The organism is Collinsella sp. AF15-51 (assembly GCF_003462845.1).
GTDB lineage: Bacteria > Actinomycetota > Coriobacteriia > Coriobacteriales > Coriobacteriaceae > Collinsella.
The window spans coordinates 15,554-34,840 of record NZ_QRYG01000007.1; the positions used below are offsets into that span (position 1 = coordinate 15,554).

Annotated in this window: 11 protein-coding genes and 1 riboswitch; of the genes, 7 read left to right on the forward strand and 4 right to left on the reverse strand. The window is 62.2% G+C overall.

Annotated features, from left to right (window positions below; all coding sequences use genetic code 11):
• Positions 1-18 precede the first annotated feature (18 nt).
• Positions 19-2,787, reverse strand: coding sequence for a magnesium-translocating P-type ATPase (gene mgtA, locus DWW51_RS04840; protein WP_117773706.1), 2,769 nt, complete (start codon positions 2,785-2,787; stop codon positions 19-21).
• A gap of 435 nt (positions 2,788-3,222) precedes the next feature.
• Here mgtA and pyrE point away from each other — a divergent pair, with 435 nt between their 5' ends.
• On the forward strand, positions 3,223-3,903 hold the full coding sequence (gene pyrE / locus DWW51_RS04845) for an orotate phosphoribosyltransferase (RefSeq protein WP_117655467.1): 681 nt from the start codon (positions 3,223-3,225) through the stop codon (positions 3,901-3,903).
• Between the two features lie 391 nt (positions 3,904-4,294).
• Positions 4,295-4,915: a helix-turn-helix domain-containing protein gene (locus DWW51_RS04850; RefSeq protein ID WP_055250846.1), complete on the forward strand. Its 621-nt coding sequence runs from the start codon at positions 4,295-4,297 to the stop codon at positions 4,913-4,915.
• A 143-nt stretch (positions 4,916-5,058) separates the two neighbouring features.
• On the opposite strand, the gene DWW51_RS04855 is transcribed toward DWW51_RS04850, so the two are convergent.
• Positions 5,059-5,913 (reverse strand): MurR/RpiR family transcriptional regulator, encoded by an 855-nt coding sequence (locus tag DWW51_RS04855; protein ID WP_117773707.1) that lies wholly within the window; start codon positions 5,911-5,913, stop codon positions 5,059-5,061.
• A 165-nt stretch (positions 5,914-6,078) separates the two neighbouring features.
• Complete coding sequence (locus DWW51_RS04860) at positions 6,079-8,670, reverse strand: glycoside hydrolase family 2 (protein WP_117773708.1); 2,592 nt, start codon at positions 8,668-8,670, stop codon at positions 6,079-6,081.
• 114 nt (positions 8,671-8,784) lie between these two features.
• On the opposite strand from DWW51_RS04860, the gene DWW51_RS04865 reads away from it, so the two are divergent.
• The 4 genes from DWW51_RS04865 to DWW51_RS04880 all read left to right on the forward strand — a co-directional run bounded on the left by DWW51_RS04865 (position 8,785) and on the right by DWW51_RS04880 (position 12,857).
• On the forward strand, positions 8,785-9,777 hold the full coding sequence (locus DWW51_RS04865; protein WP_117773709.1) for an AraC family transcriptional regulator: 993 nt from the start codon (positions 8,785-8,787) through the stop codon (positions 9,775-9,777).
• 170 nt (positions 9,778-9,947) lie between these two features.
• Positions 9,948-11,387, forward strand: coding sequence for a glycoside hydrolase family 1 protein (locus DWW51_RS04870; protein ID WP_117773710.1), 1,440 nt, complete (start codon positions 9,948-9,950; stop codon positions 11,385-11,387).
• A 140-nt stretch (positions 11,388-11,527) separates the two neighbouring features.
• Positions 11,528-12,064 carry a PTS glucose transporter subunit IIA gene (locus tag DWW51_RS04875; protein ID WP_117735368.1) on the forward strand — a complete coding sequence of 179 codons (537 nt, stop codon included), beginning with the start codon at positions 11,528-11,530 and terminating at the stop codon, positions 12,062-12,064.
• Between the two features lie 235 nt (positions 12,065-12,299).
• Positions 12,300-12,857 (forward strand): hypothetical protein, encoded by a 558-nt coding sequence (locus tag DWW51_RS04880; protein ID WP_117773711.1) that lies wholly within the window; start codon positions 12,300-12,302, stop codon positions 12,855-12,857.
• Positions 12,858-13,332: 475 nt separating this feature from the next.
• Here DWW51_RS04880 and DWW51_RS04885 read toward each other — a convergent pair whose 3' ends face one another.
• Positions 13,333-13,998, reverse strand: a complete 666-nt coding sequence (locus DWW51_RS04885) for an HAD family hydrolase (RefSeq protein ID WP_197032175.1) — start codon at positions 13,996-13,998, stop codon at positions 13,333-13,335.
• 263 nt (positions 13,999-14,261) lie between these two features.
• Positions 14,262-14,389: riboswitch (cobalamin riboswitch) on the forward strand.
• A 167-nt stretch (positions 14,390-14,556) separates the two neighbouring features.
• Between DWW51_RS04885 and DWW51_RS04890 the strand changes: the two genes are divergently transcribed.
• Complete coding sequence (locus DWW51_RS04890; protein WP_117773713.1) at positions 14,557-19,107, forward strand: FIVAR domain-containing protein; 4,551 nt, start codon at positions 14,557-14,559, stop codon at positions 19,105-19,107.
• Positions 19,108-19,287 lie beyond the last annotated feature (180 nt).

The following is a 19,287-nucleotide window of genomic DNA, read 5'->3' on the forward strand; positions in this document are numbered from 1 at the left end:
AGCGTCACAACTCGTGCGTTACAGCAGCTCGCCGTGGCGGGCGATGTAGCGGCGCTTGGCCAGTTGGGTGAGCGCGATGTAGGCGGCGACAATGCCGATGAGCAGCGCGAAGAAGATTGGCGGCAGCGGCATGAGACCCAGCGCATCGGCGATGGGGCTTGCCGGCAGCCAGGTGACGAGCACCAGGCCCAGCACGGTGAGGAGGCACAGCGCGGGCGCGGCGTGGTCGCGCGGGCGTGGCAGGCGCGGGGAGCGCAGCATGTGGACCACGAGCGTCTGCGACCACATGGACTCGACAAACCAACCGCTCTGGAAGAGCGCCGTAAAGGCCGCCATGCCTGCGACGTCGCCTATAGCGGCAAGCTCTGCCCAGCTTGCGCCCACGGCGGCGGGGCACACCACAAAGAAGAGCGCGGCGAAAGTCGCGATATCAAACAGTGAGCTCACGGGGCCCAGCTCGAGCATAAAGCCCTTGATGGACGCGGCGTCCCAAGCACGCGGACGGGCAGTCCAGGCGTCGTCGACGGTGTCCCACGGCAGCGCGATGCACACGATCTCGTAGACCAGCGACAGCAGCACCAACTGCAGAGCGCTCATGGGCAAGAATGGCAAGAACAGGCTCGCGACGGTCACGGATAGCACGTTGCCAAAGTTGGAGCTCACCGTGGTCTTGAGGTACTTGAGCAGGTTGCCGTAGGTGCGGCGGCCTTCGATGATGCCGCGCTCGAGCACGCCCAGGTCTTTCTGGAGCAAGATGATATCGGCGGATTCCTTGGCGATGTCGACGGCCGAATCGACCGAGATGCCGCAGTCGCTCGCACGCATGGCGGCGGCGTCGTTGATGCCGTCGCCCATAAAGCCCACGGTGTGGTCGAGCAGCTCACGCATGACGCGCACCAGACGCGCCTTCTGCAGCGGCGAGAGCTTGGCGAAGAGGTGGGTGTTCTCGGCGCGTTCGGCAAGCTCGGCGTCGTCGAGCGCATCGATCTCGGAGCCGAGCAAGACGTTGCTCGCGTCGATGCCGATCTGCTCGCAAACGGTGGCGGCGACACGGTCGTTGTCGCCGGTCAGAACCTTGACCGCCACGCCCTTGGCTTCGAGGGTAGCGACGGCGCCCGCGGCACTTGCTTTGGGCGGATCGAGGAAGGCCAAAAAGCCCATCAGCACCATGTCGCACTCGTCAGCGATGCCAAACTCGCCCACGCAGCGCGGATTGGTCTTCTGCGCCACGGCAATCACGCGCAGGCCCTCGGCGTTGAGCCCGGCGACCTGCTTGCGAATCTGGGCGAGCTTGTCTTCGGTGAGCGGCTGGGCGGCGCCATCGACCTCGATAAAGGAGCAGATCTCGAGCATTTCCTCGGCAGCTCCCTTGGTAACCATCTGGGTTTTGCCCTGGGCGTCGGCGACAACGACGCTCAGGCGACGGCGCGAGAAATCGAAGGGCACCTCGTCGATCTTGGTATAGCGGTCGCGCAGGCTCTGGCCCAGCATAGAATCGGGCACGACGGTCGAGGGCGTCACATCGGCACGGTCGATGACGGCCAGGTCGATAAGGTTTTTGAGGCCGGTCTGGAAGAAGCTGTTCAAAAACGCATGGCGCAGCACGCGCGCATCCTCGTTGCCGTCGGTGTTGAGGTAGCGCTCGAGCACGATGCGGTCTTCGGTGAGGGTGCCGGTCTTGTCGCAGCACAGGACGTCCATCGCGCCGAGGTTTTGGATCGCCGGCAGCTCCTTGACGATAACCTGGTGGCGGGCGAGGTCCTTGGCGCCCTGCGACAGGCTCGTGGTCACGATGACGGGAAGCATCTGCGGCGTGATGCCCACGGCCACGCTCGTGGCGAACAACAGCGCATCGATGACGTTGCCCTTGGTGGCGGCGTTGATGGCAAAGACCGCCGGCGCCATAACGAGCATGAGGCGCACGAGCAGCATGGAGACGCTCGAGACGCCGCGGTCAAACGCGCTCTTCTCGCCGCGCCCGTTGAGCATCTTGGCGATGCCGCCCAGGTAGGTGTCCGAGCCGGTGGCAACGACAAGCGCCATGGCGGTGCCGTTTTGCACGGAGGTGCCGGTAAAGACGATGTTCTTGCAGGCAGAGAGTGGTAGCGCGGAGCCGTCGGCACCCTCGACGACGGTGATGGCAGCGGTCTTCTCGACGGCCTCGCTCTCGCCGGTGAGTGCGGACTCGATCACAAACAGGTCGCGCGCGGTGATGATGCGGGCATCTGCCGGCACCATGTCGCCGGCAGAGAGGCGGATTACATCGCCGGGGACGAGCTCGTCGAAGGGGATCTCGACGCGCTCACCGTCGCGCAGGGCACAGCAGGTGTTGGAGACCAGGTCCTTGAGGGCCTCGGCCGCATTGCCGCTGCGGGCTTCCTGGATAAACTTCATGCCGCCCGATACCAGCAGCATGATGCCGATGACGATGACCGTGGAGGGGTCACGCTGCGGCTCGGGCACGGCGAGCACGTCGATGTGGAGCGAGACCAGTGCGAGGGCGGCGAGGATGCCAGCGAAGGGATCGACGAACGCGTCGGCGATGCGGCGGGCGAGCGTCTTGGTCGGCGCCTCGATGGTGTTGGGGCCGACCGCGCTCAGGCGCTCGGCGGCGTGCTCGGCGATGAGCCCGTCGGCTGTGGCGTCGAGCAGCACGAGGGCGTCCTCGGCGCTATGGGTGGCGGCGAATATGGTGTTCTTGGACATGCCGGTGTGAGCGGCGGGGCGCGCCGTGCGGCGGCGCTTGGAGATAGCTTCGAGTACCGTGGCGGTTTTGAGCATCAGCATAGGGTCCTCCTTGTTGAAGGGAGTTAGCGTACGTGTCGTATGTGCTTCAAAAAACCTAGATGTCGCTCACGTCATGCTCGCGAGCTACCACAAAGGGACAGGCACCTTTGTGGTGGTTTTGACGATCGGCTGTTGGCGCTTATGCGCGTGCGGAATCCTCGCGGCGTGCCGAGGGCGACATGCAGGTTTTTCGACTATGACTGCCTTCCATGGCACACCTCCTTAAGGCCGGGCGCGGCGCGCTTTGGGTATCTCGTACCCGTTACAATCCGCCCGTATTCTTGATGAGGGGGTTTGCCGTGTCAACCCCAATGTTTGGAAAACCATTGCCCCTGACAAAGCCTTTACAGAATGCCGAGGCCCCAAAGCGCGCCCGCAACGCGCCCTGCCTGCGCTAAACTGGAAGGCACGTACGCGATTACGAGAGGAGCCCGCATGGAGGCTTACAAGCAAGAGTTCATCAAGTTCATGGTTGAGTCCGACGTTCTTAAATTCGGCAGCTTTACGCTCAAGAGCGGCCGTCAGTCCCCGTTCTTTATGAACGCCGGCGCCTATGTGACGGGCTATCAGCTCAAGAAGCTGGGCGAGTATTACGCCCAGGCCATCCACGATAACTTTGGCGACGACTTTGACGTGCTGTTTGGACCGGCCTACAAGGGTATTCCGCTGGCCGTCGTGACCGCAATTGCCTACCACGAGCTGTACGGCAAGGAGGTCAAGTACTGCTGCGATCGCAAGGAGGCCAAGGACCACGGCGCCGACAAGGGCAACCTGCTGGGCTACGAGCCCCAGGACGGCGACCGCGTGGTCATGGTCGAGGACGTCACCACCAGCGGTAAGTCCATCGACGAGACCTATCCCAAGGTCAAGGCTGCTGCCGATGTCGAGATCAAGGGCCTCATCGTGTCCCTCAACCGCATGGAGGTCGGCAAGGGTGGCGTGACCACCGCGCAGAAGGAGATCGAGGCCAAGTACGGTTTCCCCGTCGCGAGCATCGTCTCCATGGCCGAGGTCGTCGAGACCCTCTACAACCACGAGATCGACGGCAAAGTCGTCATCGACGACGAGCTCAAGACCGCTATCGACGCCTACTACGAGCAGTACGGAGCTCGTTAGTTACGCGGTTCTACGAACCGCGTAACGGCTCGACGCTGCGCGGGCCGCATTTGGACAATCTGACGTTCAACTTCAAGGGCGCGACCAGAAGGTCAGCGCCCTTTCGTTTCACGTCACCTTGCCTCAAATGCGGTCCGCTCGCTGTCGTTGCCAAAACATCGGCGTTGCTGGGCCGGCACTTGGGGACGTTCCTTTTCTGCCGGCACCTGGGGACACTCCTGATGTGGTCGTTGGGGACGTTCTTAAATGACTACTCAGGATGAGTGTCCAAAAATCCGCGCTCGTTCGATTGGCGCATGTCTACGCAGCGTAGGTTGTCGAGCCTGGCCTTCAAATGGATACTGACTGTCGAACCGGTTCACTCCATTTCTTCAATTTGATTGGACAGCCCATGAACCAGACACGGCAAACCAATGCCTCCCATACTTTTTTGGCAGCGCATGCCATCAAGCAGCTGCGCGAAGAGCGCGGCCTCACCCAGCGCGCCCTGGCGGAAAGCCTTGGCGTGACCGATAAAGCCGTCAGCAAGTGGGAATCCGGCCGCGGCCTTCCCGACATTTCCCTCGTTGAGCCTTTGGCCCAGAGACTCGGCATAAGCGTGGCTGAGCTTTTGGCTGGTGACATTCGGGCCAACGCTAACCGTGCAGGCAATATGCTCAAAGGCGTCTTTTACGTTTGCCCTATCTGCGGAAACGTTGTGCACGCGCTCGGAGAAGGCAGCTTTAGCTGCTGTGGCTCCACGATGTTTCCCCAGGAGGCCGAAGAGCCGGACGCGGACCACGCCTTTTCCATCGAGCGCATCGAGGACGATTGGTACGTCACGCTCGATCATCCCATGACCAAGGATCACTACATTAGCTTTGTGGCATATGCGACTATGGACGGCATCTGCTTTAAGAAGCTCTATCCAGAGCAATCGGTGCAGCCGCGCTTCCATATTACCGGGCGCGGCAGGATATATCTTTACTGCAACCAACACGGACTCTTTACGTCGCTGACGCCTCGCAAATAACGGCTGTCTATCCGCCCTCCTCATGCGTTCCCGGGGGACCCAAAATGAGCGTGGATAATCTCCCGGTTTTGGCCTGTGTGCGGGCTCAAAGTGGGAGATTATCCACGCTCGTTATCTGAGTGTCCAAAAATCCACGCTCGTCGCTACTTGAGTCCGGGCAGGCGGGTGTAGGGAAACGAGCGCTCTAAGAACTCGGAGCAGCGGGCGTAATCTTTGGCAAAGTAGCTGCTATAGAGCGAATCGAGTACGTATTGCACGGCGATATGGCTGGCGAACTGCGTGATGCGGTGCGTCATGCTCTCGTGGTCGCTTACCGTGAGATAGGCGGCAAAGCCGGGGTGAATGCGGGCACAGTACGGCGTGCCGATGACGATGACCGGGACATGTCGACTGCTAAGGATCGGCAAGATCTCCTTGAGGTTGGGGGCAAGGCCGCTGTAGGAGATGATGATTGCCACATGGTCGGGACCCGAGGCGAGTGCCGTGCGCACCTGCGCCTCGACGCTGTCGTGGCACGTCGCGCTTTTGCCGGCGGAAAGCAGGCGATCGCGGAACATTCCCGCTGGATAGAGGTTGTGCGAGCCCGTGTAGATGTCCACGGTGCCGGCGCGCATGATGAGCTTGGCGGCGTGGTCGAGCTGTGCAGGGTCGAGCAGCTCCTGCGTTTCGGCCAAGGTGGTCTGGTAGAGCCCCTCCATGCGCTCCATCACCTGCGCAGGGGTGGAGGTGGCATCGAAGGGAAAGTTGATGTCCACGTCGCGCCGGTTGCCCGCCTCGGTCGCCTGGCGGATGAGCTCGACCTTGAGGTCTTTGAAGCCCTCGAGGCCGAGCTTTTTGCAAAAGCGGTGAACGCTCGCGACCGAAACGTTGGCGCGCGCGGCAAATTCCTTAATGGAAAGCCCGCGCACATCCTCGCCCATGGCGAGGGCCGTTCGCCCAAGTTGTTGCTCGGTGGGGGTGAGGCTTTTGCCCTGCGTGATCTTCCGCCTGATATCCATATGGCTCCTATGCGTTTGCGTCGCGATAAACCAATCATAGCGATAAATAAAACGTTCGGCTTGGCTGGGAGTTTTGGTCCGCCGGTCTATGAACGACGGACCGCTCGACGCCGTGCGGGCTCAACATAGGGCGCTGTCCTTGTTGGGCCGTTTGCGCCCGGGGCGTTACCCGAGCACGCGTACGGGCCCCAAGAGACCGCTGGGCTCGGAGGGCTCGGTCATGCCGAACACGTCGGGGACGGCATGGTCGAGGGTGTTGATGATATCGATCGCAAGCGCGTGCTCGCCGGCCAAAAGCGCGCCGGCCTCAAAGCAGTAAGGCGGACAGATGCGCGTGCCGAGGGATTTGCCGTCGAGGGTGACGGTTGCGGTCTCAAAGACCTCCCCAAGGTCGATGACAGCGCGGCTGGCCGCTTCGCCCAGGACAAAGGAGGCCTGGTAGCGGAACGTGCCGGCCTTGCCGGGGAACTCGGCCGAGGAAAGGTCGTGCAGGTCTGCAAGCTCAACAGACTCGCCAAAGGCATCGGTACCAGGGGCAGAGAAGGCAACCGCCCAGGGCCCGTCGACGCATGTGGCTTCGTCTCCAGCAGTTGCCGCGCCGGCGGAACCTGTAGCCCCAAGGACCACGATGCAGCTCTCGTAGGGAGCCAGCTTGAGCGTGCCGTCAAAGGCGGCGGGATCGGTGCCGTTGAGCAGGTCGAGGCGCGCGCCTGCAACGGGTATGCCGTCGGCAAGCGCAATCTGAGTGGAGATACCCTGCTTGGGATGCTCGTTGACGAGCATCAGATAGGTCTCGCCCGCCCGCTCGTAGCGCAGTGCGCGCAGCCAGGGCTGGGACTCGGCACAAACCACGGTCTGCATACCGGCGTCGGCAAGCGTGCCTGCGAGCTCGGCGGTTGCCAGGAGCTTGATGCCGGCGACCGCGGCTGCATCCACGGAGGCAAAGCCCTCGCGGGCTGCAATATCACCGTCGTAGCGCTTGTTCGGCAACTCATCCAGCGCGTACACGGCAACACCTGCGGCTGCGGCACGCGCGGCAAAGTCGAGCACGGCTTCGCCGACAAACTCGGCTCCGGGCATCACCAGGCAGCGGTATGCCTGGCCGTTCACGCTAAAGCCGCTACCGTCTGCGGCAATTTCAACGGCATAGCGCCCTGCGTCCTCAAATGCCTCTGCCGGCACGATGTCAAAGTCGACCTGCGCGCGCATAAGCTCGGAGGCGGCATGCTGCATAAAGTTCGCCTCGCCTGCCCACTCGGCGTCCGCATGGTAGAGAAGCGCCACCGGGGTCGTTGCGCGCCCGCCGCTCAGCAGGCTCGCCGTACGGTTCATGTAGCTCATAAGCTGCCCAAAGTGTGCAAACTGGGGGTTTTGGCCATGCGCATAGAAATGCGGCGGGCAGTCCCAGTCGGGGAAGGCGGCCATGCTAAAGGCATGCGGCACAAACCAATTGACGCCGCGCACCAAAAAATGATCGGCGATCCACTTCATCTCGCGTAGGCCTTCGTGCCATCCAAATGCGCCAAAGACCTCGGCCATGCAGCGCCCCTGCTTTTTGGGGTCGAGGTGTGCTGCCGAGGAGCCCAGCTTGGGCAGCACGTAGTTATAGAACTCGAGGTCCCACACGCCGCGTCCGTAGCTGTGAAGGCCGCGGTCCATGCCGGGTACAAGCTGGTTGATCACGATGTCGACGCCCGCCATGTCCTGACCGCCCACGGCGCGGAAGTAGTGCCCGGCGCCCACGCCCAGGCGCGCGTGGCAGTCCTTGTCTTCGATTATGTGACCGATGTATTGCACGCCGTGCGCGCGGCACCAGTCGCCGAGCTGGTCGCAGAAGCACTCCTTATAGAGGGTGCTCGCGATGTCCATATAGACGTGGCGTACATGCGCGCCGGCCGGCTCGCGGTCCCACAGGTGCGGGAGCTCGTCCAGGTAGCGCTCGCCCAGCGCCGTGCGCAGGCGACGCTCAAGCTCGGCCGACCAGGGCAGGGGCGCGGTGGCCTTGCCGATGAGCGTATCCGAGATGCCGTCGGGGCCCGTGGTGCCCTTCTCGTTGGCAAATCCGGGCTCATCGGAGAAAAAGCCCAGGATCGTCTTGCCAAACTCATCGCCCAGATGCTCAAAATGCGGCTCGTAGACAGCATCGATGAGCTGCGCCACCGAGGCGCGGTCGACCATATTGATGTAGTCCTCGTTGTAGGAGGTCTTGCCGCTCGTGAACATCACGCATGCCTGCGTGAGGCCCGCAGGTGCATCGAAGACCAGGCGGCTGGGGTTGCCGTCTGCATCGTCGATTACTCGGTAAGCGACGTCGACGGGGCTGCCGTCCTGCATAAATGTCACGCCGTAGAAGTGCTCGGTTTTGTCGAACATGTTGGCGAGCGCGATGCTCGCGGCGGACGTGGGGCCCACGATGTCGAACGTGCGGTGCGTGAGCACGATCTTGCGGAGCTCGGGCACGGCCTCCTTGACGGCGCCGTTGGCAAAGCCCGTGGGGAAGTGCGCGTCGTCCAAGATCCAGAGCTTAAGGCCCAGCTGCCTGCACTCGTCAATGACAAAGCGCAAGTCGCGCCACCAGCCCTCGCCGCAAAAATCGGGGTGTGGGCGGCTTTCGAGACAGACCTCGTGGATGTCGGCGCCGGCGATCTTTTCCAGATACTCGGCAATGGTCTTATGGCTCTCGCCCTTCATCCACAAAAACGGAAGCACGTGGTTGTCGTATGTGCCCTCGAGCACCTGCTGATAGTACGCGGTCATGGATCCTCCTTGGCTCGATCGATCTGCTGCATAGCACAGATTATGGACGCGTCGGCGCGTTCTGCTAATATCTGAATCACGACGAACTATGACCAAATCAACGATTGGCAAGCCATGGAGATCGACGAGCTCGAGCGTAGGCTCAACGAACTGAGCGCCAGTGAGATCGCTTATAAAGACGGCATGGCATTTGATTGGTCGATTATGACCGAGCATGTCGAAATCGACGGATGCCCAGTGCGCAAGATTGGCCAGCCAGGGTTTGCCTATGCCCAGCCCGGCATGCCGCGTGGCCTGACGATAAGGAAAAACTCGCGCTTTAATGCAGTTCCCGAGCACGTGCATGATTACGTGGAGCTGAGCTATGTGTATCGCGGACGCTGCCCGCAGACGGTGGCGGGGGAGAGGCTCGAGCTGGGCCGCAACGAGGTGCTTTTGCTCGACGCCCTTTGCCCTCATGCCGTGGCGGCGCTTGGTGAGGACGACATCATGCTGAGCATGACCGTTTCACGCTCTTTTTTGCGCCGGAGTCTCGAGTCGAGCCTCTCGCGCGAGAGCGCGGTCTCGCGGTTTTTGCTCAACGCGCTCAACAGCGAGACGGACCATCGGGGCCATGTCCGTTTTCATTGCGGCGAGAGCCGTCGGATTCGGCGCTACATGCAGGAGATGCTCTGTGAGCTGTGCGACCCGAGCCCTAACGGTCCCGAGATCGTCCTGCGTCTGTTTCAGCTGTTTTTGGCCGAGCTCATGGATTGCTACGAGCGCGAGCTGGTGCGCGGCGCGGCGGACGGCGCAGCGGGGCCCACTGCCCTGGTGACGGGAATGCTTGGCTATATCGATCGCGAATTCGCTGCATGCTCCCTCGAGGGGATGGCGGCGGAGTTTGGCTTGAGCCCTAATTATGCGACGGCGCTCCTCAAGCGGCATGTGGGCAAGACCTTTAGGCAGCTTGTGCAGGAGCGACGCCTGGTACGTGCGGCCGAGCTTCTGCGCGGCGGCGCCACGGCCGGGGCGGCTGCGCATGCGGTGGGCTATGAAAACATGAGCTTCTTCTACCGTAAGTTTCACGACAAGTATGGCTGCACCCCCACGGCATACCGCCGGTAAGCGCGGGGCGGATTGTCTTCGCTCCTTCGGTGTCAAAAAGTTTCAGCTGCAGCGCTGTTGCAGCGCGCGTCTGCGAAAAGAAGTGTCCAAATCGGCGCCTTCGCCCTGGCCTGGAGCGACTCGGCGGCATACTCGTTTCATCAGCAACACGCATGAGCGAGGAGGCACTTATGGGATTCCCCGAGGGTTTCTATTGGGGCGGCGCCACGGCCGCCAATCAGTTTGAGGGCGCTTGGAACGTTGACGGCCGCGGTCCGTCGGTCGACGACCACTTCTTGGGTGGCAGCTACAAGGAGCCGCGCCAGATTACGATCGACATCGACCCTAACCGCTTCTACCCCAACCATGACGGCATCGATTTCTACCATCACTACGAGGAGGACATCGCGCTGTTCGCCGAGATGGGCTTCAACATGTTCCGCATGTCCATCTCTTGGAGCCGCATCTTCCCCAACGGCGACGACGCCGAGCCCAACGAGGCCGGCCTCGCCTTTTACGACCGCGTCTTCGACTGCCTGCGCGCTCACAATATCGAGCCGCTCGTGACCCTGTCGCACTACGAGATGCCCTATCACCTGGTCGAGAAATACAACGGCTGGGCGAGCCGCGAGCTCATCGGCTTCTTTGAGAAGTACTGCCAGACCGTCTTCGACCGCTATCAGGACAAGGTCAAGTTCTGGCTCACCTTCAACGAGATCAACTGCGGCACCCAGGACATGGGCAACCTCTTTGGGACCAGCATGATCCAGGGCTTTGAGGGCCCGGCTTCGGCGGTCCACACCACGCCGCAGGCCCGTATGCAGGCCCTGCATCACCAGTTTGTCGCCAGCGGCCGCGTCGTGCGCTATGCCCACGAGCACTATCCGCAGTTTAAGATGGGCAACATGGACTGCTTCATCCTCTCCTATGCCGCCACGTGCGATCCGGCCGACGTGTTCGCCACGCAGCAGGAGATGAATACCATGAACTGGTACTGCTCCGACGTGCAGGTGCGCGGCAAGTATCCGTTCTATGCCAAGCGCTTCTGGGCCGAGAACGATGTCGAGCTTGTGATGGAGGACGGTGACCTGCAGGATATCGCCGACGGCAAGGTCGATTTCTACACCTTTAGCTACTACATGTCCGGCACCGTGGGCACCCACAAGGATCACGAGATGACCGAGGGCAACATGACCTTTGGCGGCAAGAATCCCTATCTGGAGTCCACCGACTGGGGCTGGCAGATCGATCCGCTGGGTCTGCGCATCGCCCTCAACGAGATTTACGCCCGCTACGAGATTCCGCTGATGGTGGTCGAGAATGGCATGGGCGCCTACGATGAGGTCGAGGAGGACGGCTCCATCCACGACCCGTATCGTATCGCCTACTTGCAGAGCCACGTCAAGGCCATGGGCGAGGCCATTGCCGACGGCGTCGACCTGATCGCCTACACCTGGTGGGGCCCCATCGACCTGGTTTCCGCCGGCACCGGCGAGATGCGCAAGCGCTACGGCTTTATCCACGTCGATAAGTACGACGACGGCACCGGTACCTACGAGCGACGCCGCAAGGACAGCTTCTACGCCTACCAGAAGATCATCAAGTCCAACGGTGCCGAGGGCCTGGATTAATCGACAATATGAGTGCCACCGGGGAAAAGCGTTGGGATGGGCTCGCGATTCGAGTCCCCACCTTAGCATTTGAACCATTTGGCACTATAATCACCATAGGCATGCGCACAACGTTGCGCTTAATCAAGAGGAGAAAACGTATGGGTCTGTTTGACATGTTCAAGAAGAAGGCTGAGCCCGCGGCTGCCGCTGCTCCGGCCTCCATCTCTGCTTCTGCCGGCGCCGACGTGCTGTGCTCGCCCGTCAAGGGCAAGGTCATCAAGATGGCCGACGTGCCCGATCCCGTCTTTGGTGGCGAGGTCCTGGGCAAGGGCTGTGCCGTGTGGCCCGAGGACGATCTGGTCTACGCTCCCTGCGACGGCAAGGTGACCGTCACCATGGGTCACGCCGTGGGTCTGCAGTCTGATAACGGCATCGAGGTCCTGGTGCACGTTGGCGTCGATACCGTCAACATGAACGGCGACGGCTTCGAGGGCTTCGTCAAGGCCGACGACGTCGTTAAGGCTGGCCAGCCCATGCTCAAGATCGACCGCGCCAAGATCGCCGCTGCCGGCTACAAGGACTGCGTCGTCGTGGCTGTGTCCAACACCGCCGAGTTCGCCGACGTCGAGCTCGCCGTCGAGGCTGACTCTGCTGTCGCCGCCGGCGATGCCATCGTCAAGGTCGTCCGCAAGTAAACTGCGGCAACATAAGGATGTGCAAGGGTGGTCGGGTTATCCGGCCGCCCTTTTTTATTACAATGCGGCGGAACGTTTTATTGCACGTTGGGCGGACCGGTAAACCGTTCGGACGTTAAATCGAGCCGATTGCGCCTTTGCTTTGCCGGGGGTGTTCGTTAGCTGCTAGTATGGCCTTATTGTTACGACGTGCACCGCGTCGGGAAGCGCGGTGCCGCTTGTTGGGAGGAATGTCATGAAGAAGAAGCTGCTGCTTGCGCCCCTGATGGCTGTTCTGATCGCGTGCGTAGTTGTGCTTTCCGGCTGCGGAGGCCCTTCGGTTGAGGAGCTCATCACCGATGATCTTACGACGCAGTTTGACGAGGTCAAGAACGGTGGCGATGACTTCCTCGCCGGTCTGGAAGAGGCCTCGGGCGACGAGTTCGAGCAGCTGGGCATCGATCCCAAGGAGTATGCCAAGAGCTATCTCGAGGGCTTTGACTACAAGATCGGCGACGTGACGGTCGACGAGGACAAGGGTACCGCGACTGCCGAGGTCACCATTACCTGCAAGTCCATGAACCAGATCGTTGAGGATTTTGCCACCCAGTACCAGGAGAAGGTTGCCGCGCTCGATTCGATGCCTTCCGATGACGAGCTGTACAAGATGGCCGGTCAGGTTATGGTCGATGTGACCAAGGCTGCTAAGACCAAGGACACCAAGGTCACCTTCAAGTACTCCTGCAATGACGACGGCGAGTGGTCTGCCGACGATTCTGCAACCAACGAGATGATGAATGCCATGATGAGCTAGGGGGTTACGGCGTTTTACCAAACGCCGTAACGGCTCGACGCTGCGCGGGCACCAGAGCGACAACTTGTCATTCAAAGAGGACGGCATGACCAGAAGGTCTATGCCGTCCTCTTTTCATGCCAATTTGTTCGCTCTGGCGCCCGCTCGCTGCCCGTCCTCTACCTGCGGCGTTGCCATGGTAGTCATTGAGGCGGCACTTGGGGACGTTCCTTTTCTGCCGGCAGTTGGGGACACTCCTTGTATCAACGCCGCATCAAATGCTCGGGAAAATGCGAGCCGGTATTTGGGCGAATAGTGGGTCGCGGTTTCCGGATGGGGTGGGTTGCGGAAAGTGCGACCCGGAATATTGCTCCAAAACGGGATGCCGTTTCCCCGACGGGGCTCAAGCGGAAAGCGCATCCCATTCCGGAGCTCCAAAACGGGATGCGCTTTTCTCGCGGAAGAATTGTCGCAGCCGCGCTGAGCGGCGGCTCCGCTATTCGCCCAGCACCAGTGCTGCGAGCTCTGCCTGACTGTCCACCACGTAGTCGGCGCCGGCGGCCTCCAACTCTGCGCGGCCGCGGAAGCCCCAACTGACGCCGGCGCTCTTAAGGCCGGCGTTGTGGCCGGTCAGAACATCGACATTGGAATCGCCCACATAGAGCGTGGTTGCCGGATCGGCGCCCAGCTCCTCCATCACATGCAGCGTGACGGGCGCTTCGGGCTTAGGCGGAAACGCATCGACACGGCCCTGCACCAGCGCAAAGTGCTCGGAACCAAAGTATTTCTCGATAAGCGGGGCTGCCGAAATATGGTCCTTGTTGGTGAGCACGGCAAGTTGAACGCCCGCTGCGCGCAGACGGTCGAGCATCTCAATCGTGCCGGCGTAGGGTGAGGTATGGTCCTCCTTGTGCTCGCCGTAATAGGCCCTAAACTCGGCAAGCGTCTGCTCAAACATACGGCCGTCGCCCGCGTACTCGGCGGGCATAAAGCGCTCAACCAGCTTAAGCATGCCGTTTCCCACCTTGTAGCGGTACTCGTCCACGGCAAACGTGGGCCAGCCGTGCATCTCGCAGGTGTGGTTGCCGGCGGCCGCCAGATCCTCGAGCGTGTTGAGGATGGTGCCGTCAAGGTCAAAGATCACGGTGGAAAAAGCAGCCATAGGTACGCTCCCATCTAAATAGCTCACGTAAACGGCAACCATAATAGCGCGTGTCGTCCAACCGGGAATGAGCGGGTCAAAAGTCCCACGGGGGACATTCTGGCCGCTCAATCTTGCGGGCGGGCTTGGTTCGTTAGCGGCCTAGTGGCGATATGGGTTGCCTATAGGTGGTCATCCGGGAGCCATATGGCTCGGGCATGGCGGTTTTTTGTGTAGCGCATTGACCGATTTACCTGCGGTAACGTACACTTCCTCCGTTAAAAAATAGAAGCCGGAGCACGGGTGCGCGCGAGCGCATAAAGGGGAATCGGGTGAGAATCCCGAGCAAGGCGGTTACTGTGTGCGGGCGCGCCCGCGAGCCAGATTACCTGCCCGCGCTCTTCTCGAAATCGAGGGCCTCTCTGTTTGCCGCTGGATTCCGGTCTACAAGGGGTGCTGCTGAGCGTGCGTTTTGCTGCCGATAGGGTGGCTGACGTGCGCCTTTGTGCTGCCGGGGTATCGCCTCTCCCGCCTTCTTCGCCATGGCTCTATTGCAGGTTCGCGAAAGAAGGAGAACGGGTGACGCGAAACAACATTATGCTCAAGCGCCTGGGAGCCGCTGCTTTCTCGGTGCTGCTCGTCTGGTCGATGCCGGGTACGTCGGCATTTGCCGAGGGCGTGGCAGAGATCGCTGTGCAGGCGCAGACCCAGGCCTCGCAGCAGGCGGATGCTGCCGAGAATGCCGACGAGTCGAGTTTCACTGCGGACGAGCGGACGGGTGTTGAAGGCGCCGAGGCGTCGGCGGACGAGGCAAGATCCGACGTTGCTCCGTCTGCCGATGAGGGGCTTGCCGCCGTGCTGGGTGCGAACGGGCAGAATGCCGCCGCGGCGGACGTCGACGACGATGCCGATGCTCAGCAGACACGCGGCGCGCGCGTCGCCAAGGCCGGCGAGACCGTGATGGTCTCTTTTGCCGATGAGCTGCCCACCACCATCGAGGCCGGGGCTGTCGTGAAGCTCGCGGCGAATATCAGCCTTGAGGCTGGCCAACAGATCGAGACCGTGGCCGGTACGCTCGATGGCCAGGGCCACAGCATCGTGCTCAACGGCAAGGCGCTGGCGAAGAGCGTGGCTGGTACGGTACAGAATCTGGGCGTGACGGGTTCGATGACGATTTCTGGCACCGACGGTCCTATCGCCACCACATGCTCGGGTACCGTGCAAATGTGCTGGTCGACGGCAAGCCCCTCTGACGACAATTGGACTTTCGCTGACGCTGCCGGTCTTGTAGGCAAGCTCGATGGCGGTTCGGTGCTCAACTCGTATTACGCCGGCAGCCTCAGCGGCATGCCCTTTGGCGGTTACGGCCTCGTTGCCTGGTATCAGTCTGGCACCGTGACCAACAATCTGTTCACTGCGGGCGATCAGGCGTGCGGCTACAAGGTCGATTCTTCCTTTGGCAACAAAATCTCTGTCGACGACCTCAAGACCCAGGCCTCGGTCGATAAGCTCAACACCGATGCCCCTGCCACCGGCTTTACCTGGTCTGCGCAGGGCGGTTTGCCTGTGCTGATCTCGGGCGGCGCTGCGGCTGTTGTGAACAAGGATGCCCTCAAGGCTGCGATTGACGATGCCAACGCCAAGATCGAGAACGACTACACGGCCGAGAGCTGGTCGAAGCTCGCTGAGGCCCTTGTGAGCGCTCAAGACGTCTACGCCAACGATGACGCCAAGCAGGCCGAGGTCAACGCCGCAACCAAGACGCTCACCGATGCCATTGCCGCGCTCGAGAAGCCCAAGCCCACCGAGCCCGTGGCTCAGCCGCAGAATGTAGTGCACCTGAGCTCGCAGAGCGACCTCGAAAACAAGTTCAAACCCGCCGACGCCGACGCCTATTACGTTCTCGACAACGACATTACCATCGATGACGAGTACTTCTTTGCCCCCATGGGCATACTTGCGGGCACACTCGACGGCCAGGGCCACACCATCACCTTCGCCAACGGCGGCGGCGTGAAGTCGCTCATGGACGGCGTTGTCTCCACGGGCGTGGTGCAGAACATCTCGTTTTCCGGTGAACTCAAGCAGGCGACGGACGGCAAGGCGTTCGGCCCCCTGGGCAACAAGGTTCAGGGTGCCGTGCTCAACTGCTCCACGAGCGTGACCGGCAAGGGCGTCGCGGGCTTTGCGCGTACGCTCGACGGCGGCATCGTGTCCAACTGCGTGTCGACCTCCGAGGGCACAGCGGGCGCGCTGTTCGCGACCTATAGCGCGGGCCAGCTCGTCAACACCTACTGGGGCGCATTCCTCACCAACAAGATGGACGCCCCCGCCTCGGCGCTCGTCAACTCCTATGCCGTCGACCCCGCCGACATGGCCACCGACGCCTTCGCCGACCTCATCAACGCTAACTGCGGCGCCAACGGCAGCAGCTGGGGTATCGATAAAAATGGCACGCCGGTCTTTGGCTCGGGCAACAGCTACCAGGCGCCCGAGGATACCACGCCCGACGACACCTACACCGTAAGCTTCACGGCCAACGACGGCACCAGCCAGGCGGTTGCCGACCATATGCTCGAGGTTTCGCCCGACGCTGTGAACGCCTACCGCAAACTTGGCGTCTTTGCACTTAAGGGCGTCCCGGCCACGAGCACCATCACCTGGGGCACCGACGATGCCAACCGCGGAAACATCGGTATCAACGAGTCCACGGGCGAGCTCTACATCTACGACAACGCTACTGGCACGGTGACCGCCACCGAGCACAAGGTCGATGGCTCTGAGCAGACCGTGGCTACCATCAAGATCAAGGCCAAGGCCAAGCAGTTCGACGACTTTGAGCTGTGGTATCGTGCCTCCGACGGCACCGTGAGCAACGTGACCGACGGTGCGGCTACCGTCCAGGGCTCCGAGGTGCGCAACCTCGAGATTCGCGTGCATTACGTCGACGCCGATAGGGGCGAGTACGTGCCCGTTTCGTTCAGCCGCTTCCACTTTGCCTCGAGCGATTCTACGACCATCTACAGCAACGACTACTCGGCCTGCTTTTACTTCAAGCATGCCGGCAGTGCCACGATCACCGTTACCCCGCGCGACGTCGCATCTGCGGGCGCTGGCTCCAAGAGCGTGACGCTGACGTCAGAAGCCGTGGCCGCCACGTCCATCTCGATGGGCTATAACGAGGACGGCGCCACCGTCTACCTGCAGGGCCGCAACCCGCTCTCCGAGCGCGGCGCGTTTTTGACCGATCACGCACGCCCGGTGGTGGCGCCCGACAACGCCACCAACCGCGACAACTTTACCGTGACGAGCAGCGATCCTGCCGTGGCGGCCTACGCCACCGCGGGCGAGATCGGCTACACGGCGTACAAGGCTGGCACCACCACGTTTACCGCGACGCTGCCCGACACGGACGCCGATGGCAAGGTCATCAGCGCGTCGTGCGACGTGACTTATGCTTACCAAAATCCGCTTGCGAGCGTGACGGCCGGCACGGACAGCCTCTACCTCAAGGCCGGCTCGGCGCAAAAGCTCGACCTGACCTTTACCGGTAAAAACGACGCGGACGGCTGGAGCGTGACCGAGCCCGGCCTCACCTGGACGTTCAAGACGCTCGACGGCAAGGACGCCTCGGGTATCGTGGGCATCGACCGCATCGAGAAGGGCGCCTGGAAGCACGTCGACGGCGCTCCCGATGACGGCCTGTACGTGGCCTCGAGTGACTATACGGTGACTGCGCTTTCGGCCGGCACGGTGGTCGCGACGGGCACGCCGGTGGACACGACCGCCGGTGCCGAGCCCGTGACGCTTACCATCACCGTGGCCGGTGTGGCCGCGAGCCCCGCCACGAGTGAGTCCGCCTCTGCGGGCATCGATGCTGCCGCTGCGTTCATCGACGTGCGCCGCAGCTCCGACGCCTTCCAGTACGGCGACGAGTGGGAGATCTACGACTTTGCCAAGGCGGGCCGCAAGATCGATTCCAAGCTGCTCGACAACTACCGCGCCTCGCTGGCCAAGCACAAGGCCGAGTGGGGGAGTGCGACCTGCGCTCTGACTGAGACCGAGCGTGTGGCGCTGGCCCTCTCCGCCATCGGCGAGGACATCACCGACTATGACGGCGTCAACCTGGTCGAGCTCATCTGCAGCCGCACCGATATGGCGCGCGCCAACGAGAAGATCTTTGCGCTGATGGCGCTTAATGCGAGCGGCTCGGATGTACCCGCCGGTTCTGCCTGGACGCGCGCGAGCCTCGCGGACGCCGTCTGCGAGCTTCTCGGCAGCGACGACGCCGTGGAGGGTACGCGTCTGGGCGACGTGGACCTGACGGCCATGGCGATCCAGGCCGTGGCGCCCTATGAGGGCGACACCAAGGTCGATGCTGCCATCGAGAACGGCCTCTCCTACCTCAAGGGCAAGATGAGCGCGGGTACCTGTGATTTCGGTTCTGCCGAGGCCAATGCCCAGGTGATCCTCGCGCTGCTTTCGCTCGACCGTGACCCGACCAACCCCGTTAACGGGTTTGCAAATGCCGTGACCAACGTGGTCTGCGCGCTGGACCTGTACCGCGTGGACGGCGGCAACGGCTATGCGCACAGCAAGGGCGGCGCGGCCAACGCCATGGCGACCGAGCAGGCGCTCCGCGCGCTCACGACGTATCGTGTCTCCTCGGGAGAGACGATTGCCTGGAAGACGGCCGTGACGGCGGGCAAGGGCTCGAGCAGCAAGGACCCGCAGAAGCCCACGGTGCCGCCGGGCGTCCTGACGCCGGGTGCCGGGTCGGACGGCGGTGCCGGCAACGGGACCGCCGGTTTTGCGGGCGTAATGGCTCCTGTGGCCGCCAAGATGGCCGGTGCTTCCTCGAGCGAGGGCGCCAAGGCAGCTGGCGATTCCAAGGCCGAGGCCGAATCCGGCAAGAAGGATTCGACGGAGTCTTCCGTCGCCGGCAAGACAGACAAGAGCGGCAAAAAGTCGGGCACGTCCGGCAAGACCGCCGCGTTGAGCGCCGGCGCCGCTAACAAGGCTGCGGACGCGGGCTCGAACGGCTTTGCCATCGCCGGTGTTGCCGTGGGCATCGTCGGTATCGGGGCCGTCGGCGGCTGGTTTGTCTACACCAAACGCCGCGCGGCGTAGCGAGCCTCTGCCTACCAGGTAAATACTGCAAGGAGTATGGTCTTGCAAAGCGAAGGGCCCTCCTGCCGATTAGCTCGGCAGGAGGGCCCTTCCATCTCCCCGCAGTTTGAGTGGGGCAACGTCCCAGTGAAAATGGGCGGGCCGATTGTGGCCGGATGCTGGGCAGCTTGCAGAGCAGCC